We start from the raw sequence: 22675 nt of genomic DNA, 5'->3' as shown, positions 1-22675 counted from the left end.
AGCCAACTAGGCCCCTTCCCGAGCCCACTCAACACAAAAACCGCCCTTCCAAACCTCAACGGTTCGAAAGGGCGGCTTCAATAACCATCTACTACAGGTCAAACCCATCGGCCCGACCAACGCAAAGTTGCCAGAGCACCAAATACCGGCACGCCAGGAGCCTAGTTCAGCTTCTCCAGCTCAGCCATCGTGCGCTCGTTAATCTCCTCAACGGATCCCTCAGCGGCAATCTTGATGATCTTCTCCGAGTAGTAATCCAGCAAAGGAGCGGTCTCATTGGTGTACACATGCATGCGGTTGCGGATGACCTCTTCAGTGTCGTCTGCGCGACCACGGGCCAGCATGCGCTCGACGACGACATCCTCAGAAACGTCGAACTGTACGACCGCATCCAGCTCAGTGCCGAGGTTGGACAGCAGACGCTTCAGCTCTTCTGCCTGACCAACAGTGCGTGGGAAGCCATCCAACAGGAACCCCTTGGCAGCGTCGTCCTCATTCAGACGGGACTCGACCATACGCACAGTCACGTCGTCCGGAACAAGGTTGCCGGCGTCGATGTAGGACTTCGCCTCAATGCCGAGCGGAGTGCCTTCACCGATGTTTGCGCGAAACAGGTCACCGGTGGAGATGTGCGGGACACCGAGCTTCTCCGAGAGGATAGCTGCCTGAGTGCCCTTGCCTGCACCGGGAGGACCTACAAGTACGAGTCGCATTACTTCAAGAACCCTTCGTAGTTACGTTGCATCATTTGGCTTTCAACCTGCTTGACCGTCGTCAGCGCAACACTGACCAGAATCAGCAGGGCTGTACCTCCAAACATACCGCCTGTACCGGAGTTCGCGTCGCCAAGCCCCATATCAAGAGCGACATTTGGCAGAACAGCAATCAGCGCCAGGTACAGCGAGCCGACAGTCAGCAGGCGAATCAGGACGTAGGACAGGTATTCAGCAGTCGGACGTCCCGGGCGGAAGCCCGGAATGAATCCACCGTATTTCTTCATGTTCTCCGCCTGCTCGTGCGGGTCGTACTGCACGGAGGTGTAGAAGAAGGAGAAGAAGATGATCATCAGGAAGAACAGCAGAATGTACTGCCAACTGGACGGCGCCAGCAGGTACTGAATGACATTGCGCTGCCACCAGTTGTCCATGTTCGGATTCGACTGACCGGACTGAACAATCTGGGTAATCAGAACCGGCACGTAAATCAGAGAGGACGCGAAGATGACAGGGATAACACCGGCCTGGTTCACCTTCAGCGGCAGGTAGGTGGAAGATCCGCCGTACTGGCGACGACCAACCATGCGCTTTGCGTACTGCACCGGAATACGGCGCTGTCCCTGCTCAATGAAAATAACGCCGATGATGAGAATCAGCACGGCAACAATCACGGTGGCGAACACGACACCGGTGGTGGAGCGCAGAATGTTCGCTCCCTGCGCCGGCATACCAGCGGCGATACCGGAGAAAATCAGCAGCGACATACCGTTGCCGACGCCTCGGTCAGTGATGAGCTCACCCATCCACATGACCAGCACGGCACCGGAGGTCATCACAACGACCATCACCACGAGGTCAAAGACACCCGCATCCTTAACCAGCAGCGACTGCGAGCCACCCAGCAGGGCACCTCGGTCTGCCATGGCCACAATGCCTGCAGACTGCAGCAACGCCAACGCTACTGTGAGGTAGCGGGTGTACTGGGTCATCTTTGTCTGACCCGACTGCCCTTCCTTCTTCAACTGCTCGAAGTGTGGAATCACCACCGTGAGCAGCTGGACGATAATCGAGGCCGTAATGTACGGCATAATGCCGATGCCGAAAATCGCCATCTGCAGCAGAGCGCCACCTGAGAACAGGTTAATCAGCGAGTAAACGCTGGACTGATCTTTCGAAATCTGCTCGAGCTGCGCGTTGACCAACTGGTAGTCGATACCAGGGCTTGGAATCTGCGAGCCGATTCGGTACAGAATGATCATCGTCAGAGTGAAGAAGATCTTCTTACGCAAATCGGGATCGCGCAACGCCGCAATGAGACCGGAAGCCACGTGCATCCTCCCGAGGTCAAGAAATCCGCTTCTCCCACGCTTTTCCCGAAAGACTTACCCGCTTGTCCGCCAGCAGTCTTCCGTTTTAGTTAAGCAACGCGGATGACGTATTCCTCAAACCTTTAATTGACAGTATTTGACGTAGTGAGTCTACCAGCGTTTCTCCATATCGTCGCAATACGCCTCTATATCACCGTTAGTACAGCGCCCCGTCAATCACCTCTTTTCGCTTGACGACGATTCCAGCGCTCATCCCCTCTGAGCCCCCGCCCTCTCATGTGCTCCACCCAACCTTCTCAAACAAAACTTGAACAGTGTTAAAGTTTTGCTCTGTGAGTACCTACAGCATTCGCATGCGCTCCAGCGCCGATGGCTGCCATATCTCTGGCGCTGAGCGTCTTGCACCGGCCACCGAACTACCTCAGCTGGCTTCTGCTATGACTAACCGTGCACTTCACCACGACAAGGGTCGTCCCGACACAATTCACATCACTGTGGACAAGATCGAAGAGTCGACCATCAGCACCGTGCCGGCGTTAGTGCCCTTTCTAGAGTCGAACCCCAGCCCTGAGGACGCACGCAAGCTCATTACTCAACGCCTACACGCTGCAGGCATACAAGCAGCCGACATCGCCGTCGAAATGGCCTATTCACTCACAGGTCTCCGCGGTGCCGCTCTCATCGATGCCTCCTCCGGTGAACGGCTCGACCCAAATCCTGCCCGCGGTGTACGGGTTTCCACTTTTGATGCCATCTCACACCCCAGCAAGGACTGCACCAAGGATCATTTTCACGAGGCGCTCATCCTCGCATCCAAGGTTCACAGCGCCCCGGGCATCGTCGCAGAAATCTGCCTCTCCGATGACCCCTTTTACACGCGGGGATATCTGGCGCTGGACGGAATCTTCCACCGTATCCCCAATATCAAGGACCACGGCAGCACTCTTGGTACTCGCATCTTCATCGTTGAACCCGGCACCGATATCCCCGAGCTAATCGATTACCTGGAGAACACGCCGGTCTATATCGAGCTCCCAGCTGACGCCAGTTTCTCGACGGACACTACCGGCCTCAGCAGCGACCTCGCAGCAATCGCCGCCCAAAGAAACACGGCCTGGGCCGGTGCAGGACTTGCCCGCACACTGCGCACTTTCGAAACCGCACAACTACCGCATAGCCGAATTGACGGAGCCGACTATCTATTGTTTTCTTCTTCGGACTACCTCGGCCTGTCCACGCACCCTGAACTCGTCTCAGCTGCCACCGAGGCAATTGGGCATTTCGGCACCGGGTCCGGCGGGTCTCGCCTGACCACCGGCACTAGCATCCACAGCGCACTTGAAAGCGAACTCGCGCAGTTCTTCGGTTTCGACGATGCCGTTCTCTTTGCGACGGGCTACCAGGCGAACCACTCAACCATCGCAGCCATCGCCACCGCCGACGTTGAAATCTTCTCCGACGCCGCCAACCATGCTTCCATCATTGACGGATGCCGCAATGCCCGGGCTAAAGTCACGGTCTTTCCGCACGCTGACTATCAGACGCTCGACCGTCTCCTCGCAACATCCAGCGCCCGCCACAAACTTGTCATCTCCGACTCCGTGTTCTCTATGTCAGGCGAGGTCATCGACGGCCCGGCACTCGAGCGCACCTGTCGCCGTCGCAACGCATGGCTGATGCTTGACGACGCCCACGGCGTCGGCGTTATCGGAGAACAAGGTCGTGGCACTGCAGCGCACCTGGGCATCCGCCCGGACATTGTGGTCGGCACCGCGAGCAAGGCTCTCGGTGTCGAAGGAGGATACGTTCTCTGCTCGGCACCAGTTGGCGAACTACTACGCAATCAAGCCCGTAGCTTCGTGTACTCAACGTCCATGAACGCTGGTTCTGTCGCAGCTATCCGCGCAGCGTTGAAGCAGTTGGAGGTTGGGGACGTCGTCAAGCGATTGCAACGTAATATTGCGCGCGTCCGCTCCCTGGTTGGCGCGCAGTCAGACCCCGCATCTGCAATCATCCCGCTGCCCGTCGGGGACGAGACCGTAGCGATGGACACCTCAGCACAGTTAGCGGAGCTAGGCGTGTTCATACCTGCAATTCGCTATCCGACGGTTCCCCGTGGTGAGGCAATGTTGCGATTGACCATTACCGCACTCCATACGGACGCTGACATCGACCAACTGGAGCGGGCTCTGCACAACACCGGCCTGCTGTAAGCGGGCGGTTTGCGCTGCCCTCCCCTCCCCTTTCCTCCCTTTCAATACAAAAAGAGCTCTTAACCACTTGGGTTAAGAGCTCTTTTGTTAAAGCTTAAATGCTTTAGGCCTCAGTGACAGAGCCGCCTGCAGCCTCGATCTTGGACTTTGCGGAGCCCGAGAACTTGGTTGCGGTGACGTTGACGGAGACGTTAATGTCGCCGTCGCCGAGGACCTTCACCGGCTGGTTAGCGCGGACAGCGCCCTTTGCAACCAGGTCGGCGATGGTGATGTCGCCACCGTTCGGGAACAGACGCTCCAGATCCGAAACGTTGACCACCTGGAAGGTGACCTTCGCCGGGTTCTTGAAGCCCTTCAACTTCGGCAGACGCATGTGAAGTGGCATCTGGCCACCCTCGAATGCTGCCGAAACCTGCTTGCGGGCCTTGGTGCCCTTGGTGCCGCGACCAGCGGTCTTACCCTTGGAAGCCTCACCACGGCCGACGCGAGTCTTCTTCTTCTTAGCTCCCGGAGCCGGGGCCAAGTCGTGGAGCTTAATTGGTTCGCTCATGGTTTACCTACTCCCCCGCTACTTCTTCAACCTCGACCAGGTGACGCACAACGTTCACGAGACCGCGCACAGCCGGAGTATCCGGGCGAACGGCGGAATCGTTGATGCGCTTCAGGCCGAGGGTGCGCAGCGAATCCTTCTGGTTCTGCTTGGTACCAGCGGTACCACGGACCTGGGTAATCTTCAGTGCCATGGAAATCACGCTCCCTGACCTGCGCGTGCGCGCAGCATACGTGCTGGGGTGACCTCTTCGAGGGACTTGCCACGACGTGCGGCGACCTCTTCAGGGCGAACCAGCTGCTTGAGAGCATCAACGGTTGCGTGAACAACGTTGATGGAGTTGTTGGTACCCAGCGACTTGGACAGAACATCCTGAACGCCGGCGCACTCGAGAACCGGGCGGACAGCGCCGCCGGCAATCAGACCGGTACCCGGAGCAGCCGGGCGCAGCAGCACGATGCCAGCAGCGGTCTCACCCTGAACCGGGTGGGTGATGGTGCCAGCAATCATCGGGACGCGGAAGAAGTTCTTACGAGCCTCTTCAGCACCCTTCTGGATAGCTGCCGGTACTTCCTTGGCCTTGCCGTAGCCGACGCCGACCATGCCCTCGCCGTCACCGACGATGACCAGAGCGGTGAAGCTGAAGCGACGACCACCCTTGACGACCTTGGAAACTCGGTTGATAGTTACTACGCGCTCGATGTACTGCGAACGCTCGTCCTGCTGGCGACGGTCGTTACCGCGGCCACCACGACGGTTGTTGTTCTTGTTGTCAGCGGAGTTACGTCCGCCTTCGCGCTTATCGCGTTCCGACATCACGCATTCCTTCCGTTGGACTTGTAAGTGCGCATTAGAACTTCAGACCACCTTCACGGGCAGCCTCGGCCAGAGCAGCAACACGGCCGTGGTACTGGTAGCCACCGCGGTCGAAAACGACCTTCTCGATGCCAGCATCCTTAGCGCGAGCAGCAATCAACTCGCCGACCTTGGCGCTCTTGGCCTTCTTGTCGCCCTCGAAGCCACGGAGATCTGCGTCCAGAGTGGAAGCAGCTGCCAGGGTACGACCGATAGAATCGTCGATAACCTGAGCGGTGATGTGGCGGGAAGAGCGGTGCACGACGAGGCGCGGTGCCTCGGAGGTGCCGCGGACGTTCTTGCGCAAGCGTGCGTGACGGCGGGCGCGGGCGACACGACGACGAGTCGAGATGTCCTTGCCTACCGGGAGGCGCTTTTCGTTGGTGTTGCTCATTACTTACCCGTCTTTCCGATCTTGCGACGGATCTGCTCGCCATCGTAACGAATGCCCTTGCCCTTGTAAGGATCATCCTTACGCAGACGACGGATGTTAGCTGCGAGCTGTCCGACCTGCTGCTTATCAATACCTGTGATCGACAGCTTGGTGGTGCCGTCGACATCGAAGGTGATACCTTCCGGTGCTTCGATCAGGACTGGGTGCGAGTAGCCCAGGGAGAACTCGAGGTCCTTGCCCTTCTTCGCGACACGGTAACCGACACCGAAGATTTCCATCTTGATGGTGTAGCCCTCGGTCACACCGACAACCATATTGTTAATCAGCGAACGGGACAGGCCGTGCAGGGAGCGGCTCTTGCGGTGGTCATCCGGGCGGTTGACCACAATCTCATTGTCCTTCAGCTCAACGGTAATTGGAGCCGGGATAGAGACAGACAGCTCGCCCTTCGGGCCCTTGACGGAAACGTCCTGGCCGTTGACCTGTGCAGTAACATTTGCCGGGACAACGACAGGGTTCTTACCAATACGAGACATTGTGTAGTTCCCCCTTTACCAGACGTAAGCGAGGACTTCCCCGCCAACCTTCTTCTCGTAAGCCTGACGGTCAGTCAGCAGGCCCTGAGACGTGGAGATGATAGCCACGCCCAGGCCACCGAGGACCTTCGGCAGGTTAGTGGACTTTGCGTAAACACGCAGACCCGGCTTGGAGACGCGACGCACGCCAGCGATCGAACGCTCGCGGGACGGGCCGTACTTCAGGTTCAGGGTCAGGGTCTTGCCGACCTTGGCATCCTCGACTGCGTAGTCCGCAATGTAACCCTCAGACTTGAGGATCTCGGCGATGTTAGCCTTCAGCTTGGACGACGGCATCGAGACAGAGTCGTGGTACGCGTTGTTAGCGTTGCGCACGCGCGACAGCATGTCGGCGATTGGGTCAGTCATGGTCATGGTTAGTGACCGCTTCCTTTCTCGCTGCGGTTCCTTCCCACCTCGTGGCTAACTCCAATGACCGCACAAACAGCAACTGTCACACGGCAAAAGCTTAAGATGGAGCGACTACCAATATCGTGATTCCGGCGATTTAAGAGCTACTGTTCGCCAACTCGGTTCAATAGCCGAGTCAGCTCGCCACCCAGGTGACGCCAGAGACGATGCGAGGCGAGGGGCCTACAGCAAAGTTCTTACATTTTTACTGCCGCACCTCTTATAGAGGGCAGACCTGGTGATACTAACAAATACCGACCGAAATGCAAAAACGCCGCAGACGGACATTAGTCCGCTCGCGGCGTGAAGCCCTACCAATTAGCAGTGGAACTCAATTCCTAGCCGACATGGTGCCGACTGGAGAAAATTAGTAGAGCTGGTCGGCGATGATGTTACCCATAGCCTTTTCGCCAGCCACCGTCGGGTGATTGGTCATCGGGCCCATCACCGGATCTGCGAAACCGGCGACGAAGCGCTCATCCGGGTTCGGGTTGCAGGTACCGTGGCCGAGGGTTGCCTCATAGACGTCAATGAAGCCGGCACCTACGTGCTGAGATGCGGAGCGAATGCTGTCACGGAATGCACCCTGAACCTCGCTGGCACCCGGTGCCGGGATCGGGAAGGTCTGGTTCGGGGTGTTCACCAGGCACAGCTGGTCATCAGTGGCGTACTCAGGGTACGAAGCCAGGACAACCTGAGCACCCGGAGCAACCTGGTGGACGCGGTCAGTGAACTGACGCAGCGTCTGCTTAAACAGCGACGGAGCCTTGGGGTCCGGCTTTGCGACAAGCTCGCCTGCCACGTCAACCCACTGGACCCAGTCCATGCCGCCGTACATCAGGACAACCTTCTCAGTGCCCTCTCCGATGTCGCCGTACTGGATGGAAGCTTCCAGGTATGCGAGGAGCTGACCTGGGAAGCCACCAAGACCGTTACAGGACCAGTCACCCAGGGACTTGTTCAGCTTCGAGGCTGCAATCTTCGGCCAGTTTTCCATGTCGGTGGCACAGTTAGCGACCAGCACGTTCTGCCCCGGCGCCAGGCCACGCGGGCCACCCTTACCGGCATTAGCGGTGAAGGAGTCACCGAAGGTGACAATCTGCTTGACGCCCTTCGGGCCGGTGTCGCCGATACCCGGAATCGGAATGTTCGGCATTTCCGGCAGTGCCGGCTGTGCGTTGGCAGCACCGGCGCCCAAGCTCAGACCCAGAGCCGCAACAGTTGCAATAGCAGCCGAGCGGACGGCCACGGAGAAGTTCTTCATGTAGTTAATCCCTTTGCGTTTTAACTTAAGGACCGCTCTGTGTAGAACCACTGGCTCAACCACACAGAAGCTGAAGTCACTTAAATCTTGCCCAAATTGATAACGACCACAATGCATTTTGGCGGCCGTCACTATGACGAATGGCAGTTTACAACGAAATCATCACGAACGCCTAACTTTCATCTAAGAAAGCTTGTGACTTTACTAATTTTCAACCCCCAAAAAGGGTCAACTTTCACACCGGCAACACTGGTAACTTTTACGCAGGCCCCGCACAGTGACCTCACTCCCCCACGAACATAAGCAGTTAACAGAGCAGCAAAAAGCCCCGGACGCCAAGCGGCATCCGGGGCTTCAGATAGAAGCTACCGAAGAGGCAAAACTACTTCTTAAACGGGAAGCCCAGCTCGCGCAGCAGCGCGCGGCCTTCTTCATTGTTGGTAGCGGTGGTCACGACGGTGATGTCCATACCGCGCGGGCGGTCGATCTTGTCAACGTCGATCTCGTAGAACATGGTCTGCTCAGACAGGCCGAAGGTGTAGTTACCGTGACCATCGAACTGCTGATCAGACAGACCGCGGAAGTCGCGGATTCGCGGCAGAGCCACGGTCAGCAGACGATCCAGGAACTCCCACATACGGTCGCCACGCAGGGTGACGCGAGCGCCGATGGCGTCGCCTTCACGAAGCTTGAAGTTAGCAATCGACTTGCGAGCACGACGGGTCTCCGGCTTCTGGCCGGTAATCAGAGTCAGGTCGTTGATAGCACCGTTGATCTGCTTCTTGTCCTGAGCAGCAGCGCCGACGCCCATGTTGACGACGACCTTGGTGACGCCCGGAATCTGCATGACGTTCTCGTAGGAGAACTCTTCCTGCATCTTGCCGCGAATTTCATCGCGGTAACGGGCCTTCAGACGAGGGGTGTAGTTTTCGCTCATGCTTAGATGTCCTTCCCGGTACGGCGGGAGATGCGAACCTTCTTGCCGTCCTCATCGAAGCGGTAACCGACGCGAGTCGGGGTACCATCTTCGTCGACCAGCATGACGTTCGACACGTGAATCGGAGCTTCCTGAGTGACAATGCCACCCGAGGATGCGCCGCGTTCCGCAGCGGAGTTTGCAACGTGCTTCTTGATACGGTTAACGCCCTCGACCAGGACCTTGTCGCGCTTCGGGTAGGCCTCGATGACCTTGCCCTGAGCACCCTTGTCCGGACCAGAGATAACCAGCACGGTATCGCCCTTACGGATCTTCACTTAAATCACCTCCGGTGCGAGCGAGACAATCTTCATGAACTTCTTGTCACGCAGCTCACGCGCGACCGGACCGAAAATACGGGTGCCCTTTGGCTCACCGTCGGCCTTGATGATGACAGCTGCATTCTCGTCGAACGAGATGTAGGAGCCGTCCGGACGACGGGTCTCCTTCTTCGCACGGACGATGACTGCCTTAACAATTTCGCCTGCCTTGACGTTGCCACCCGGAGCAGCTTCCTTGACAGTTGCGACAATGGTGTCGCCAATGCCAGCGAAGCGTCGGGTCGAGCCGCCGAGAACGCGGATGCACTGGATTTCACGTGCACCAGTGTTGTCGGCAACGCGCAGACGGGATTCCTGCTGAATCACTGCGTTTCTCCTGACCTGGTTGCATTGTGCGTCAGATTTCCGTCCTAAACGCACGCGGTCTTTATGTCTTGTGTTTACGCTTTACGACGAAAGCACCTGCTAGAGGCAGCTTCCATATCGCTTTGACCTCGTGCTAACTACGGCCATAGACCGTTGAGAGCAGCACGCAGCCACTTCGCGCAACCTGTGTATTATGGCACGTTCGTGCGGGACAACAAAATCCCTTAGTTTCATGCCCCAACATGGCTTATGTCCTCCGCAGCAACCCTATTCCGCGGCAACCCTATACTGAGACAGTGACAAATCAACATTCCGAGAGCGCTCAGACACAGCCAGCACAGACGCTGCCGCTATCGCTTATTGCTGGGTTAGCCTTATTATCCGCCGCCGCCCCGTTCGGCGCAGATACATACCTGGCCTCCTTCGTGGAGATAGCCAAGGAGTTCTCCACGACCGAGTCAATGGTTCAGCTCACGCTGACGACCTTCATGATTGGCATGGCTGCAGGGCAGCTCGTCATTGGCGCGCTCTCCGATAGTTTGGGCCGTAGAAAGTTGCTTCTCATTGCGGCTTTGGTGTTCTTGGGCTCGTCAATCCTCTGTGCAATAGCACCGAATATTGGCACGCTTATTGCAATGCGCCTGTTCCAGGGGTTAGCTGGTGGCTCCACAGTGGTTCTGGCTCGTGCTGTAGTCCCAGACCTCTTGACGGGCAAGGCATCAGCGAGAGCTTTCTCCACGCTGATGGGCATTTCCTCCATCGCCCCGGCAATCGCTCCCCTTGTGGGTGGCTTTCTGGGCCCCGCCTTCGGCTGGCGCAGCGTGTTCTGGTTTCTCGCAGCCATCAACGTCGCGATGGTCGCGATTGTGATTCTGATGGTTCCGGAAACTCTGCCGCCAGAGCGACGCTCCACAGGCTCTCTGCGCAATCTCCTGCCCAATATCGGCAGGCTGCTACAGCGGCCCGTATTTGTCGGCTACTTGTTAGCTTTCGCTGGTGGCTTCTCGGTGATGTTCTCCTATATCGCTGCGTCACCTTTTATCTTCCAGGAGCTGCTGGGGCTCACCCCTACTCAGTTCTCTCTCGTGTTCGCATCCAATGCAGCGATGTTGACATTTGTGTCAATCCTCAACGGCAAGATGATCAACCGGCTTCATCCCCGCAAGGGCATTTTAGTTGCTCTTACGGTCATGCTCGTGACGTCGGTAGGCCTGATTATTAATGCCATCGTCGGGGTTACCTTCTTCACTACCTGGCTGTTGCTGTTCATTACGGTGCCGATGATGCCGCTAATTTTCGCCAATGCCACGGCGCTCGGAATTGAGGAGGTTCGAGATATCGGAATTGGCTCAGGTTCCGGTCTCATGGGCTTCACACAATTCCTCGCGGCCGCCACAGTTTCCCCGTTGGTGGGGCTTGGTTCCAATCTGCCCTTATCAATGGCTATATCAATGTTGACCTGCGCGCTGATTGCGCTAATCGCGGTATTGACATTGACGCGCGACGGCCTCCGCAAACACCCACATAAGCTGGCATAAAACTACATACGAGAGGACTGCCCTCGTTTCACTTCGCTGGTTGAGAATGTGCCCGAATCGGCATTAAATCGATGGTGAGGCCTCGTACCACCCGTAGGCGTGAGGCTGACATGGGAGAAAGGTCCTGCCATGACCACGTACGCGCATCCTCATGAACCGCATAAGTCTTCTGAGACGTCGAAGCTCAACTGGCTTCGCGCTGGTGTCCTCGGAGCCAACGACGGTATCGTCTCCACTGCTCTGATCTTGCTCAGCGTGATTGCAGCAGGTTCCTCTCGCGAAGCCATTCTGACTGCTGGTGCCGCGGCCGTTATCGCTGGTGCTATCTCGATGGCTCTGGGTGAATACGTCTCGGTTTCAACCCAGCGCGATACTGAGCGAGCGCTGATTGCCAAAGAAAAGGCCGAGCTCAAGGACTTTCCAGATGAAGAGCATAATGAGCTCGTGGGGATTCTCTCTGGCTACGGCATCCCAAAACATATCGCCGAAGATGCTGCCCACGGCATCGCGCAAAATGATCCGCTGGCAGCTCACCTAAAGCTGGAATTGGGCATTGACGGCGAGGAACTTACCAACCCCTGGGCGGCTGCTGGTTCTTCGGCACTGTCGTTCCTACTCGGCGCCATCCTGCCGATGATTGCGGCCCTGGTGTTCACCGGCCCCACCTCCGGCGCGATTGCGGTCACCGTTGTCACCATCGTGACGTTGGCCTTGACCGGCTACATCAGCGCTAAGCTCAGCTCCACGCACTCCGGCAAGGCTGCGCTACGTCTGGTCATCGGTGGCGCGCTCGGTTTGATTGTGTCCTACTTCGTCGGCCTGCTCTTCGGGCAGGCCGTCGGATAGCCCTTTGAGATAGGCCGTCGGATAGGCGCCGGCAAAGCTCAAAAGCTAATCAACATAGCTGGTCTTCGTCTGGTTCAACCAGGCGTAGAGCGCGCCAATTCCCAGGCCACCGCCTACGAAGTTGCCCAACCACACTGCCACCCAGTTGCCTGTAATGTGCAGGCCATCGAAGCCGGCAGGACGCGGATCGGCGAAAAAGGCCAAGGAAAACAGCGAGAAGTTCGCAATCACGTGCTCAAGCCCGAGCCCAACGAACACCGCAATAATCGGCAGAATCACAGCGAACTTTGAAATGATTTCCTTGGCTTGTAGCGCGCCTAAAACAGCCATATTGACCACGAAGTTCGCGCCCATCGCCTCTACGAAAGCACCGAAGAACGGCTTGGCCAGCTTCCCCTCGGTCAAGGTGGAAATCAGATGTGTGTCATCAATCCCACCGAGTTTGGCGCTCTGGCTTAGCACCAGCGCCACAATCGCGGCACCGATGAAGTTGTAGAACGTGGCGACGGCCACCATCCGAAGGGCCACTCCCCACGACATGCGACCGCGTGCAGCGGACCAGGACACAAACATCATGCTGCCAGTCGCCAGCTCTGCACCGAGCACCACAATGGCGAACAGTCCAAGCCCGAACAGGCACGCAAAGACCAGTCCCCCAGTGCCCGGAGCAATACCTTCGGCCACTTGGCCAGCTACCGCTGCAAAGGCCGTTCCCAACGTCAGATACATGCCCGCCAGGACCGCTCGAACCGCAAAACGTCCGTAGTCCTGCGTCATCAGTTCCTGTTTTTTGTCACCAGCCGTATCCAGCGTTTCGTATAGCGTCACCGCCGAAGCCTTTCCCTGCGTGCCGTTAATTGCAGTTATTCGCATAAAAGAATAACGACAGTCCGGCACGGAATCGCAACCGCTTTACGACGATCACAGCTCCCTACCCCCGTTCAAGCACTGCAACCAGGAACTGAGACTCATCCTCAAACGGACGAAGATCCCACGTCGAATAACGCTGAATCACGGTGAGCCCCGCCTCCTGCGCAATGGTTTCAAAATCCGCAAAGTCCCATCCACGGCCGGCACCGAAGCCGATGATGGCACGACCGCCCTCCGGATTCAGTGCCGCTGCGAAGACCTGCAGTACCTTCGTGCGGTCTTCTGGCGCTACGAAGGTCAGGACATTGCCGGGGCAAATGATGACATCGAAGGCGGATGCCGTGTCACCGTGGGGTGTGTTCTCTAGGCCGTCGTCAAGCACGTGGGGCAATTGCGCCAAGTCCCCTACCAACCACGTCGCGTCCGGGAACTGGCGCTTTGCCTCATCGATGAGATAGGGGTCGACGTCGACACCAACGACCTGGTGTCCAGCCTTCGCCAAGTAACCGCCCACGCGTCCTTGACCACAACCGGCATCTAGAATTCGAGCGTGGCGTGGCGCCATCGCATCCACCAGCCGCGCCTCACCATCGATATCGCGGCCCTCGCGAACGAACCCCCGCCACCGGTTGGCGTAGCGCCGGGAATGCTGCGGATCGGCAGCGATAATTTCTTTCCAAGTGCGGTGATTGTGGGTGCCATTGCTCATGGCCACCATTATGGCGCAGCTGGACACTTTTTATGTATCGGTGCAGCTGCGCACCGTGGGGTCTAAATCCCCAGTACCGACTTAGCAATCAGGAAGTAGATGATCAGACCGGAGGCGTCGACAAGCGTCGTAATGAACGGGTTAGCGAAGACTGCTGGGTCAATGCCAAACTTCTTACCAATCAGCGGCATAATGCCACCGACGGTTGCCGCGAGAGTACAAATACCCAGCAGCGTAAGGCCAATCACTAGGCCGATGTCCCAACCGTAAACCAAGCCAGCTAGCAGCAGGCCGAGAGTGCCAAGCAATAGACCGAGGAACGCGCCGACCCTCACCTCTCGGAGAATGACTTTGAATATATCGCGGGGTTGGACATCCCCCAGCGCCAACGCACGCGTAATCGTAGTTGCAGCCTGGTTACCGGTATTGCCACCTGTACCAATCAGCAGCGGCACGAACACCGAAAGAACCACCATCTGAGACAGCGTCTCTTCGAAGGTTTCCAGGACTTGCACAGTCAATGTCGCACCGATTGCCAGCACGAGCAACCAGACCACACGAGAGCGAACAATCTCAAAGATTGGCGTAGCAAGGTACGGCAAGCGCAGAGGCTCAGAACCGGAAATACGAGCTTGGTCCTCGGAGTCTGCCTCCTCCAGAATCCGGAGTGCGTCGTCCACCGTGAGCAGACCGATAACACGCTGCTCGCTGTCGACAATCGGCAGAGCTAGGCGCTTACGATCAGCGCACATGCGAGCCACCTTCTCTTCAGACTCGGTGGCCTCTGCGTAGTCTGCCTTCCGCAAAATCGCCGCAACATGGATATCACTGCTGGCGCGCATCAAATCACGAAGGCTGACCACGCCCACCAGGCGGCGATTCCGGTTCGACACCGGCAGGGTGTAGATGGATTCGGCATCATCCAGATGCTTGTAGACGGTCTCCAGAGCCTCCCCCACCGTCATATCGTCGTGAAGCGACACCAGCTCCGGGCTCATTCGACGCCCAATGGAACCATCGGCGTAACCGAGAACAATGTTGGTCAGCTCTCGCTCATCATCCGGTAGATCGGCGAGCAGTTTTGAAGCAACCGAGGCTGGTAACTCATCGAGCAACTCAGCTCGGTCGTCCGGTTCCATCTCCGCAAAGACTGCGGTGACTTCAGGATCGCGGAGGCTATCAATCAGGTGCGCCTGCAGAGCGGAGTCCAGCTCATCGAAGGTCTCAACCGCGGTGTCTTTCGGTAGCGTGCGGTAGAACAGCGCACGGTCCTCATGGCTGAGGCGGCGCATCTTTCGAGCGGCAGCCTTGGGCTCAATATCAGCTAAAAGCCGCGACAATGTCGCCACGTCGTGTGAGCGAAGTGAGGACTCCAGGTCTCGATCATCAATCCTGGTCACGTCAGTAGTCACCGAACTTCTCCCCTCACACAGCATAAATCCTCGCCAATGCTATCAGAGATACAAACCCAGCAAACTTGCACTGAGGGGAATAGAAACACGAAGAAACATGGCTTGCCAAAAACAAAACCCCCGCCACAGAAAACACTTGCGTGTTTCCCGCGGCGGGGTTCTCGTCGTAAAGCCCTGGCTGATTGCTCAGCTATCGGGTCTTACTTAGCCTTCTCGACGATCTCGAGCAGGCGGTAGTGCTTGTCCTTGGAGAGCGGACGGCACTCTTCGATGCGGACGCGGTCGCCCACGCCAGCCTCTTCGTTCTCGTCGTGCGCCTTGACCTTAGAGTTCGTGCGCATGATCTTGCCGTACAGGGCGTGCTGCTTGCGGTCCTCGAGCTCGACGACGATGGTCTTCTGCATCTTGTCGGACACGACGTAACCGGTGCGCACCTTGCGTGCGCCAGCCTCGGTGGTGTTCATGTTTTCCTCACTCATGCTGCATCACCATCGGTTGGTGCAGCAGACAGGCCGAGCTCGCGCTCACGCATAACGGTGTAAATGCGAGCAATATCCTTGCGGACAGTGCGGAGACGGCGGTTGTTGGTCAGCTGACCGGTAGCGCTCTGGAAACGGAGGTTGAACAGCTCCTCCTTAGACTCCTTGAGCTTGGCAACCAGGTCATCGTTATCCAGCGAGCGAAGCTCGTGGGCGGGAATGCCGTTCGACATCAGTACTGATCCTCCTTCCGAACGATTCGGGTCTTAATCGGCAGCTTAGCGCTTGCGCGCTTCAGTGCCTCGACAGCAGTTGCCTCGTCCGGGTAGGACATCTCGAACATGATGCGACCCGGCTTGACGTTTGCAATCCACTTCTCGACCGGGCCCTTACCGGAACCCATACGAACACCCAGTGGCTTCTGGGTCAGCGGACGGTCCGGGAAAATCTGGATCCAGACCTTACCACCACGCTTGACGTGGCGGTTGATGGCAATACGCGCTGCCTCAATCTGACGGTTGGTGATGTAGGCCGGCTCGAGAGCCTGGAGACCGTAGTCACCGAAAGTCACCTTGTTGCCGCCCTTGGACATACCAGAACGGGTCGGGCGGTGCTGGCGACGGAACTTAACGCGCTTCGGGATGAGCATGAATTAGCCCTCCTTCTTCTCAGATGCACGCTGACGACGCTTGCCACCACGACGCGGACGGTCGTTGCCGCGACGCTGGCGGTCGTTGCCGGCGTTGATCTCGGACTCGCGACGGCCACCGATCACGTCACCCTTGTAGATCCACACCTTGACGCCAATGCGGCCGAAGGTGGTGTGAGCCTCGTGGGTGCCGTAGTCGATCTCCGCACGCAGGGTGTGCAGCGGAACGCGACCCTCGTGGTAGCGCTCGGTGCGGCCCATCTCGGCACCGCCGAGACGACCGGAGCAGACAACCTTGATGCCCTTGACGTGCGGCTGACGCATTGCAGACTGGATAGCCTTGCGCATTGCACGACGGAAAGCGACACGGTTGGCGAGCTGCTCAGCGATGGACTGAGCGACCAGCTTCGCATCCGCGTCAATGTTCTTGACCTCGAGGATGTTCAGCTGAACCTGCTTGCCGGTGAGCTTCTCGAGCTGGCCGCGGATGCGGTCAGCCTCGGAGCCACGACGACCGATAACAATGCCCGGGCGTGCGGTGTGGATGTCCACACGCACGCGGTCACGGGTGCGCTCGATAACGACATCGGAGATGCCGGCGCGCTCAAGACCGGTGGACAGCAGATCGCGGATCTTGATGTCCTCGGCCAGGTAGTCAGCGTACTGCTTGTCGGCGTACCAGCGGGACTTCCAGTCGCTGGAAATACCGAGGCGAAGACCGTGTGGATGGATCTTCTGTCCCACTATCGGTCACCTTCCTTCTGGCTCTCGACGACCACGGTGATGTGGCTGGTGCGCTTGCGGACGTGGAAAGCACGGCCCTGCGCACGCGGGCGGAAGCGCTTCATGGTCGGTCCCTCGTTGGCGTAAGCCTCGGAGATGACCAGAGTACGACGGTCCAGGCCGAAGTTGTTCTCAGCGTTTGCAGCTGCAGACGCAACAACCTTGGCGACCGGATCAGCAGCACCCTGCGGAGCGTACTCCAGGATGTTCAGTGCCTCGTCGACGGACTTACCGCGAACGGTGTCCAGGACGCGACGTGCCTTCATCGGAGTAACGCGGACGAAGCGCGCAGTTGCGCGTGCAGAAGTAATGTCGTTGCTCATGGCTTATCGACGTCCCTTCTTGTCATCCTTGACGTGACCCTTGAAGGTCTTGGTCGGGGCGAATTCGCCCAGCTTGTGGCCGACCATAGAGTCATCCACGAACACCGGCACGTGCTTGCGACCGTCGTGAACGGCGAAGGTGTGGCCGATGAAATCGGGGAGAATCGTGGAGCGGCGAGACCAGGTCTTAATGACCTGCTTGGTGCCCTTCTCGTTCTGTGCATCGACCTTCGCGAGGAGGTGCTCATCGACGAACGGGCCCTTCTTAAGGCTGCGTGGCATTCTCAGTTCCCTCCTTAGCGCTTCTTATTCTTGTTGGTACGACGGCGACGAACGATCAGCTGGTCGCTCGGACGGTTCGGCTTACGGGTGCGGCCTTCCTTCTGGCCCCACGGGGAAACCGGGTGGCGACCACCGGAGGTCTTACCCTCACCACCACCGTGCGGGTGGTCGACCGGGTTCATGACAACACCGCGGACAGTCGGGCGCCAGCCCTTCCAGCGCATACGGCCGGCCTTGCCCCAACGGATGTTGATCTGATCCTGGTTTCCGACCTCACCGACGGTTGCACGGCAACGTGCGTCGACGCGACGGATCTCAGAGGACGGCATACGCAGAACTGCGTACTTGCCTTCCTTACCGAGAAGCTGAATAGAAGCACCAGCAGAACGTGCCAGCTGTGCACCAGCACCCGGCTTGAGCTCCACGCAGTGAATAGTGGAACCGGTCGGGATGTTGCGCAGCGGAAGGTTGTTACCAACCTTGATGTCGGCATTAGCGCCGGACTCAACGATGGCACCCTGCTTCAGGTTCTTCGGAGCGATGATGTAGCGCTTCTCACCGTCTGCATAGTGCAGCAGTGCGATGTTGGCGGTACGGTTCGGGTCGTACTCGATGTGAGCGACCTTTGCCGGAATGCCGTCCTTGTCATTACGACGGAAGTCGATGACACGGTACTGGCGCTTGTGTCCGCCACCCTTGTGGCGAGTGGTGATGTGACCGTGAACGTTACGGCCACCAGTCTTCGACAGCGGGCGCAGCAGAGACTTCTCAGGAGTCGAGCGAGTAATCTCGCTGAACTCGGAGACGGAGCTCTGGCGGCGACCCGGCGTAGTCGGCTTGTACTTACGAATAGCCATACTTTTGCTCTTCCTTAACTTCCTCGTCGGCTAGCGGCTAAGCTGCCGAACCGCCGAAGATGTCGATGGGATCGCTGCCGGCCGCGAGAGTCACGTAGGCGCGCTTGGTGTTCTTGCGCTTGCCGTAGCCGGTGCGGGAACGCTTGCGCTTGCCCTCACGGTTGAGGGTGTTGACGGAAGCGACCTTGGCACCGAAAATCTCCTGGACCGCGATCTTGATCTGGGTCTTGTTAGCGTCGGTGTGGACCAGGAACGTGTAAACGCCCTGCTCCATGAGTCCGTAGGACTTCTCAGACACTACCGGTGCAACAATGATGTCGCGGGGATCTGCGATGGTAGCCATTACTTCTCCTCCTTACCGGCGGTGCGAGTGATGAAGTCATTGAGTGCCTGAACGGCGAAGATGACGTCATCGGCCTTCAGAACATCGTAGGTGTTCAGCTGATCCTCAGACAGGATGTGGACACCTGGCAGGTTACGAACCGACTTCCACGAGTTGACGTCCTCGCGCGGCAGAACGACGAGCACGTTGCGGCGCTCAGTCAGACGCTCGACGAAAGTACGAGCTGCCTTGGTGGACGGGGTCTGGCCTGGGACCAGTTCCTCGACAACGTGGATGCGGTCGTGGCGAGCACGGTCAGAGAGTGCGCCGCGCAGAGCAGCTGCAATCATCTTCTTCGGGGTGCGCTGGCTGTAATCGCGCGGCACCGGGCCGTGGACAACGCCACCGCCGGTCCAGTGCGGAGCACGGATCGAACCCTGACGAGCGCGACCGGTACCCTTCTGGCGCCACGGCTTGCGGCCACCGCCGCGAACCTCACCGCGGGTCTTGACCTTGTGGGTGCCCTGGCGAGCTGCTGCACGCTGCGCGACAACAACCTGGTGCATCAGGGCGATGGACACCTCCGCGTCGAACACGGAAGCAGGAAGCTCAACCGAACCGTTCACGCCGCCTTCAGCGGTGTGTACGTCTAGCTTGAGGTTGGTCATGCGTGAGCACCACCCTTCGTGGCAGTCTTAACAACCAGCAGGCCGCCGCGTGCACCCGGAACTGCGCCCTTGATGAGCAGCAGGTTCGCGTCAGCGTCAACCTTCTGGATCTTCAGGTTCTGGGTCGTGACCCGGTCGTTACCCATGCGGCCTGCCATGCGCTTGCCCTTGAAGACGCGTCCTGGCGTGGCGCAAGCGCCAATGCCACCAACACGACGGTGAGCAGCCTGGTTACCGTGAGCGGCACCCTGGCCAGCAAAGCCGTGGCGCTTCATACCACCGGCGAAGCCGTGGCCCTTAGAGGTACCAGTGACGTCGACGTACTCAATTTCGCCGAAGATGTCGACACCAACGGACTGGCCGACCTCGTAAGAGGAAGCGTCCGGGGTGCGAATCTCAACGCTGTGGCGACGCGGGGTCACACCGGCCTTCTTGAAGTGGCCGGCCTCCGGCTTGTTGACCTTTCGCGGGTCAATTTCGCCGTATGCAATCTGGACGGCGTCGTAGCCGTCGGTTTCCTTAGTGCGCACCTGAGTCACTACGCACGGCCCAGCCTCAACGACGGTAACCGGAACAACGCGGTTCTCCTCGTCGAAGATCTGAGTCATACCGAGCTTCGTGCCCAGGATGCCCTTGATCTCGTTTTCACTCATTTATCTTGTCTCCGCTACCAAAAGTCCAGGATCACTGAATGTTCACATCGACACTTGCCGGAAGGTCAATGCGCATAAGTGCATCGACTGTCTTCGGCGTTGGATCGAGAATGTCGATCAGACGCTTGTGAGTGCGCATCTCGAAGTGCTCGCGCGAGTCCTTGTACTTGTGCGGCGAACGGATAACGCAGTAAACGTTCTTTTCGGTTGGCAACGGCACCGGGCCAACGACGCGTGCACCCGTACGGGTAACGGTCTCCACGATCTTTCGCGCAGAAGCGTCGATAGCCTCGTGGTCGTAGGCCTTGAGCCTGATGCGGATCTTCTGTCCGGCCACGCTTGTCCTCTCCTCGGTCGGCGCGCCCCAATTAAAGGGGCGTCGACCCTGTCAATGTTTCTCGACGCCGTCAGCAACTATGGCCAGCGCCAGAAATTAAAACTGGGTTGTGCATTACTTCAAAGCGATTTCGTCTTCGATCGTCATGGCAAATTAACTTTTGGCCATGACCCGAGCGGACGAATAACGCCTTGCACTCAAATCCCAGTGGAAAACAAGTCCCCCTCGTGGGGCTCTTCATTTTGCCTACTGCCGCTGTTAATTTGCCATGCCACCTCCGACCCCCGCGGTCGGGCGTGTCGCCCGTTTTCTCCGTGAGGCACGATTGGGAAGAAACTTCCCTACGTGGTCATGCTCGCCTTACCATAGGCGCTAAATCCAATTTCGTACTGGTTCCCAGCTGGGCCTGATACAACAATTGGCGCGAACGCCTTTGTTAAAGCAACCTCCGTATTAAAGCACGTCCGGGCTACGAATGTAAAATCACGATTCCAAAGTGCAACGTACATCACACCCATTACGGCACAGTCTGCTTGACGACGGCTATTGCGCCGCCCCGCCCGGTCTAGTGTCGGCTATGTACAGATACAAAAAATCCCGACTTCCGCTTACGCGGAGTCGGGATTCTTCTAAGACTTAAGTTAAAGCATTTCCCCTATGGGGAAAAGACTTACTTAACGATCTTGGTAACGCGGCCAGCGCCGACGGTGCGGCCACCCTCGCGGATAGCGAAGCGCAGGCCCTCGTCCATTGCGACCGGCTGGATCAGCTTGACAGACATGTCAACGTTGTCGCCCGGCATGACCATCTCGACACCTTCCGGCAGGGAAACGACGCCGGTGACGTCGGTGGTGCGGAAGTAGAACTGCGGACGGTAGTTGTCGAAGAACGGGGTGTGACGGCCGCCCTCATCCTTGGACAGGATGTAGACGGAACCCTCGAACTCGGTGTGCGGGGTGTAAGCGCCCGGCTTAGCAACGATCTGACCGCGCTCGATGTCCTCACGCTTGGTACCGCGGAGCAGCAGACCACAGTTGTCGCCAGCCTCAGCGGAATCCAGCAGCTTGCGGAACATCTCGATACCGGTAACGGTGGTCTTCTGGGACTTCTCCTTGATGCCCAGAATCTCGACCTCGTCGTTAACGTTCAGAACGCCGCGCTCAACACGACCGGTAGCAACGGTGCCGCGACCGGTAATGGTGAAGATGTCCTCAATCGGCATCAGGAACGGCTTGTCGGTCTCGCGAACCGGATCCGGGATGTTCTCGTCGCAAGCTTCCATCAGCTCGAGGATGGAGTTGACCCACTTCTCTTCGCCCTCAAGAGCCTTCAGAGCGGAGATGTGGACGATCGGAGCTTCCTCGTCGTAGTCCTGCTCAGCCAGCAGCTCGCGGACCTCCATCTCGACGAGCTCGATGATCTCTTCGTCGTCGACCATGTCGCACTTGTTCAGTGCAACGAGGATGTACGGAACGCCAACCTGGCGAGCCAGCAGAACGTGCTCGCGGGTCTGCGGCATCGGGCCGTCAGTAGCAGCGACAACCAGGATTGCGCCGTCCATCTGAGCAGCACCGGTAATCATGTTCTTGATGTAGTCGGCGTGGCCCGGGGCATCGACGTGAGCGTAGTGGCGCTTCTCCGTCTGGTACTCAACGTGGGAAACGTTGATGGTAATGCCACGTTCCTTCTCTTCCGGTGCCTTATCGATGGCATCGTAAGCGAACGACTCGTTCAGGTCCGGGAACTTGTCAGCCAGAACCTTGGTGATAGCGGCGGTAGTGGTGGTCTTACCGTGGTCAACGTGACCAATGGTACCGATGTTGACGTGCGGCTTCGTACGCTCGAACTTCGCCTTTGCCACTTTTAGTCCTCCTGGAGGTCTAGGTGGCCACGACTCTCGCAGCCACAATTTTGTGGTCACTCAATCCGCCTTCACAAGCATCAGAAGCCTTGAAGCTGTTCGCTTCCGACTTCGGAACGTGCGCGCGCAAAAGAGCACTATTCTTTCACTGTGCCAG

Annotated in this window: 30 protein-coding genes and 1 pseudogene; 4 read left to right on the top strand and 27 right to left on the bottom strand. The window is 58.1% G+C overall.

The window, feature by feature from the left end; genetic code table 11:
* Positions 1-161: 161 nt before the first annotated feature.
* Positions 162-713 carry an adenylate kinase gene (locus HMPREF2878_RS10575; protein ID WP_005509947.1) on the bottom strand — a complete coding sequence of 184 codons (552 nt, stop codon included), beginning with the start codon at positions 711-713 and terminating at the stop codon, positions 162-164.
* Positions 713-2050: a preprotein translocase subunit SecY gene (secY, locus tag HMPREF2878_RS10570; RefSeq protein WP_042388411.1), complete on the bottom strand. Its 1338-nt coding sequence runs from the start codon at positions 2048-2050 to the stop codon at positions 713-715. Before secY ends, HMPREF2878_RS10575 begins: the two co-directional genes overlap by 1 nt.
* 347 nt (positions 2051-2397) lie before the next feature.
* Here secY and HMPREF2878_RS11650 point away from each other — a divergent pair.
* A pseudogene (locus HMPREF2878_RS11650) lies at positions 2398-3060 on the top strand (6-carboxyhexanoate--CoA ligase); the annotation flags it as partial.
* A 9-nt stretch (positions 3061-3069) separates the two neighbouring features.
* The gene (locus HMPREF2878_RS11645) at positions 3070-4257 is read left to right on the top strand and encodes an aminotransferase class I/II-fold pyridoxal phosphate-dependent enzyme (RefSeq protein WP_370551063.1); all 1188 of its coding nucleotides are present in this window, start codon (positions 3070-3072) and stop codon (positions 4255-4257) included.
* Between the two features lie 103 nt (positions 4258-4360).
* On the opposite strand, the gene rplO is transcribed toward HMPREF2878_RS11645, so the two are convergent.
* The 10 genes from rplO to rplN form a co-directional block, all read right to left on the bottom strand.
* Positions 4361-4807, bottom strand: coding sequence for a 50S ribosomal protein L15 (rplO, locus tag HMPREF2878_RS10560; RefSeq protein WP_005509936.1), 447 nt, complete (start codon positions 4805-4807; stop codon positions 4361-4363).
* Positions 4808-4814: 7 nt separating this feature from the next.
* Positions 4815-5000: a 50S ribosomal protein L30 gene (rpmD, locus tag HMPREF2878_RS10555; protein ID WP_005509843.1), complete on the bottom strand. Its 186-nt coding sequence runs from the start codon at positions 4998-5000 to the stop codon at positions 4815-4817.
* Positions 5001-5005: 5 nt separating this feature from the next.
* A complete protein-coding gene (gene rpsE, locus HMPREF2878_RS10550; protein ID WP_005510059.1) occupies positions 5006-5623 on the bottom strand; it encodes a 30S ribosomal protein S5 in 618 nt (205 codons plus the stop codon).
* Positions 5624-5657: 34 nt separating this feature from the next.
* The gene (gene rplR, locus HMPREF2878_RS10545; RefSeq protein WP_005510009.1) at positions 5658-6056 is read right to left on the bottom strand and encodes a 50S ribosomal protein L18; all 399 of its coding nucleotides are present in this window, start codon (positions 6054-6056) and stop codon (positions 5658-5660) included.
* A complete protein-coding gene (rplF, locus tag HMPREF2878_RS10540; protein WP_005509895.1) occupies positions 6056-6592 on the bottom strand; it encodes a 50S ribosomal protein L6 in 537 nt (178 codons plus the stop codon). Before rplF ends, rplR begins: the two co-directional genes overlap by 1 nt.
* Before the next feature lie 15 nt (positions 6593-6607).
* The gene (gene rpsH, locus HMPREF2878_RS10535; protein WP_005509822.1) at positions 6608-7006 is read right to left on the bottom strand and encodes a 30S ribosomal protein S8; all 399 of its coding nucleotides are present in this window, start codon (positions 7004-7006) and stop codon (positions 6608-6610) included.
* Positions 7007-7409: 403 nt separating this feature from the next.
* Positions 7410-8306, bottom strand: a complete 897-nt coding sequence (locus HMPREF2878_RS10530; RefSeq protein WP_070653457.1) for a GDSL-type esterase/lipase family protein — start codon at positions 8304-8306, stop codon at positions 7410-7412.
* A 382-nt stretch (positions 8307-8688) separates the two neighbouring features.
* A complete protein-coding gene (gene rplE, locus HMPREF2878_RS10525; RefSeq protein ID WP_005509901.1) occupies positions 8689-9243 on the bottom strand; it encodes a 50S ribosomal protein L5 in 555 nt (184 codons plus the stop codon).
* Positions 9244-9245: 2 nt separating this feature from the next.
* Positions 9246-9560, bottom strand: a complete 315-nt coding sequence (gene rplX, locus HMPREF2878_RS10520) for a 50S ribosomal protein L24 (protein ID WP_005509963.1) — start codon at positions 9558-9560, stop codon at positions 9246-9248.
* Complete coding sequence (rplN, locus tag HMPREF2878_RS10515; protein ID WP_070653456.1) at positions 9561-9929, bottom strand: 50S ribosomal protein L14; 369 nt, start codon at positions 9927-9929, stop codon at positions 9561-9563.
* Between the two features lie 296 nt (positions 9930-10225).
* Here rplN and HMPREF2878_RS10510 point away from each other — a divergent pair, with 296 nt between their 5' ends.
* Positions 10226-11467 (top strand): multidrug effflux MFS transporter, encoded by a 1242-nt coding sequence (locus tag HMPREF2878_RS10510; protein ID WP_242458703.1) that lies wholly within the window; start codon positions 10226-10228, stop codon positions 11465-11467.
* Positions 11468-11596: 129 nt separating this feature from the next.
* Positions 11597-12313, top strand: a complete 717-nt coding sequence (locus HMPREF2878_RS10505) for a VIT1/CCC1 transporter family protein (RefSeq protein WP_070653455.1) — start codon at positions 11597-11599, stop codon at positions 12311-12313.
* Between the two features lie 45 nt (positions 12314-12358).
* Here HMPREF2878_RS10505 and HMPREF2878_RS10500 read toward each other — a convergent pair whose 3' ends face one another.
* The 15 genes from HMPREF2878_RS10500 to tuf form a co-directional block, all read right to left on the bottom strand.
* A complete protein-coding gene (locus tag HMPREF2878_RS10500) occupies positions 12359-13141 on the bottom strand; it encodes a formate/nitrite transporter family protein (RefSeq protein WP_070653454.1) in 783 nt (260 codons plus the stop codon).
* A 103-nt stretch (positions 13142-13244) separates the two neighbouring features.
* Positions 13245-13901 carry a class I SAM-dependent methyltransferase gene (locus tag HMPREF2878_RS10495; RefSeq protein WP_070653453.1) on the bottom strand — a complete coding sequence of 219 codons (657 nt, stop codon included), beginning with the start codon at positions 13899-13901 and terminating at the stop codon, positions 13245-13247.
* A gap of 53 nt (positions 13902-13954) precedes the next feature.
* Positions 13955-15304: a magnesium transporter gene (gene mgtE, locus HMPREF2878_RS10490; protein ID WP_049170011.1), complete on the bottom strand. Its 1350-nt coding sequence runs from the start codon at positions 15302-15304 to the stop codon at positions 13955-13957.
* A 200-nt stretch (positions 15305-15504) separates the two neighbouring features.
* Complete coding sequence (gene rpsQ, locus HMPREF2878_RS10485) at positions 15505-15783, bottom strand: 30S ribosomal protein S17 (protein WP_048760623.1); 279 nt, start codon at positions 15781-15783, stop codon at positions 15505-15507.
* Positions 15780-16016, bottom strand: coding sequence for a 50S ribosomal protein L29 (gene rpmC, locus HMPREF2878_RS10480; RefSeq protein WP_005509851.1), 237 nt, complete (start codon positions 16014-16016; stop codon positions 15780-15782). The genes rpsQ and rpmC overlap by 4 nt, the downstream gene beginning before the upstream one ends.
* On the bottom strand, positions 16016-16432 hold the full coding sequence (gene rplP / locus HMPREF2878_RS10475) for a 50S ribosomal protein L16 (RefSeq protein ID WP_070653452.1): 417 nt from the start codon (positions 16430-16432) through the stop codon (positions 16016-16018). Before rplP ends, rpmC begins: the two co-directional genes overlap by 1 nt.
* 3 nt (positions 16433-16435) lie before the next feature.
* Positions 16436-17176, bottom strand: a complete 741-nt coding sequence (gene rpsC / locus HMPREF2878_RS10470) for a 30S ribosomal protein S3 (RefSeq protein WP_016422058.1) — start codon at positions 17174-17176, stop codon at positions 16436-16438.
* A complete protein-coding gene (rplV, locus tag HMPREF2878_RS10465) occupies positions 17176-17538 on the bottom strand; it encodes a 50S ribosomal protein L22 (RefSeq protein ID WP_005509775.1) in 363 nt (120 codons plus the stop codon). Before rplV ends, rpsC begins: the two co-directional genes overlap by 1 nt.
* 3 nt (positions 17539-17541) lie before the next feature.
* Positions 17542-17820 carry a 30S ribosomal protein S19 gene (gene rpsS, locus HMPREF2878_RS10460; RefSeq protein ID WP_005509882.1) on the bottom strand — a complete coding sequence of 93 codons (279 nt, stop codon included), beginning with the start codon at positions 17818-17820 and terminating at the stop codon, positions 17542-17544.
* Positions 17821-17834: 14 nt separating this feature from the next.
* Positions 17835-18677 (bottom strand): 50S ribosomal protein L2, encoded by an 843-nt coding sequence (gene rplB / locus HMPREF2878_RS10455; protein WP_016422056.1) that lies wholly within the window; start codon positions 18675-18677, stop codon positions 17835-17837.
* 37 nt (positions 18678-18714) lie between these two features.
* On the bottom strand, positions 18715-19020 hold the full coding sequence (rplW, locus tag HMPREF2878_RS10450) for a 50S ribosomal protein L23 (RefSeq protein ID WP_005509869.1): 306 nt from the start codon (positions 19018-19020) through the stop codon (positions 18715-18717).
* The gene (rplD, locus tag HMPREF2878_RS10445; RefSeq protein WP_016422055.1) at positions 19020-19667 is read right to left on the bottom strand and encodes a 50S ribosomal protein L4; all 648 of its coding nucleotides are present in this window, start codon (positions 19665-19667) and stop codon (positions 19020-19022) included. Before rplD ends, rplW begins: the two co-directional genes overlap by 1 nt.
* On the bottom strand, positions 19664-20320 hold the full coding sequence (gene rplC, locus HMPREF2878_RS10440; RefSeq protein WP_005509762.1) for a 50S ribosomal protein L3: 657 nt from the start codon (positions 20318-20320) through the stop codon (positions 19664-19666). The genes rplD and rplC overlap by 4 nt, the downstream gene beginning before the upstream one ends.
* Before the next feature lie 31 nt (positions 20321-20351).
* The gene (gene rpsJ / locus HMPREF2878_RS10435; protein ID WP_003938093.1) at positions 20352-20657 is read right to left on the bottom strand and encodes a 30S ribosomal protein S10; all 306 of its coding nucleotides are present in this window, start codon (positions 20655-20657) and stop codon (positions 20352-20354) included.
* Between the two features lie 670 nt (positions 20658-21327).
* On the bottom strand, positions 21328-22518 hold the full coding sequence (gene tuf, locus HMPREF2878_RS10430) for an elongation factor Tu (protein ID WP_049170037.1): 1191 nt from the start codon (positions 22516-22518) through the stop codon (positions 21328-21330).
* Between the last annotated feature and the right edge of the window lie 157 nt (positions 22519-22675).

This window comes from Corynebacterium sp. HMSC065H09 (assembly GCF_001812845.1).
Taxonomy (GTDB): Bacteria; Actinomycetota; Actinomycetes; order Mycobacteriales; family Mycobacteriaceae; genus Corynebacterium; species Corynebacterium jeikeium_D.
This window is presented reverse-complemented; position numbering and strand designations above follow the sequence as displayed.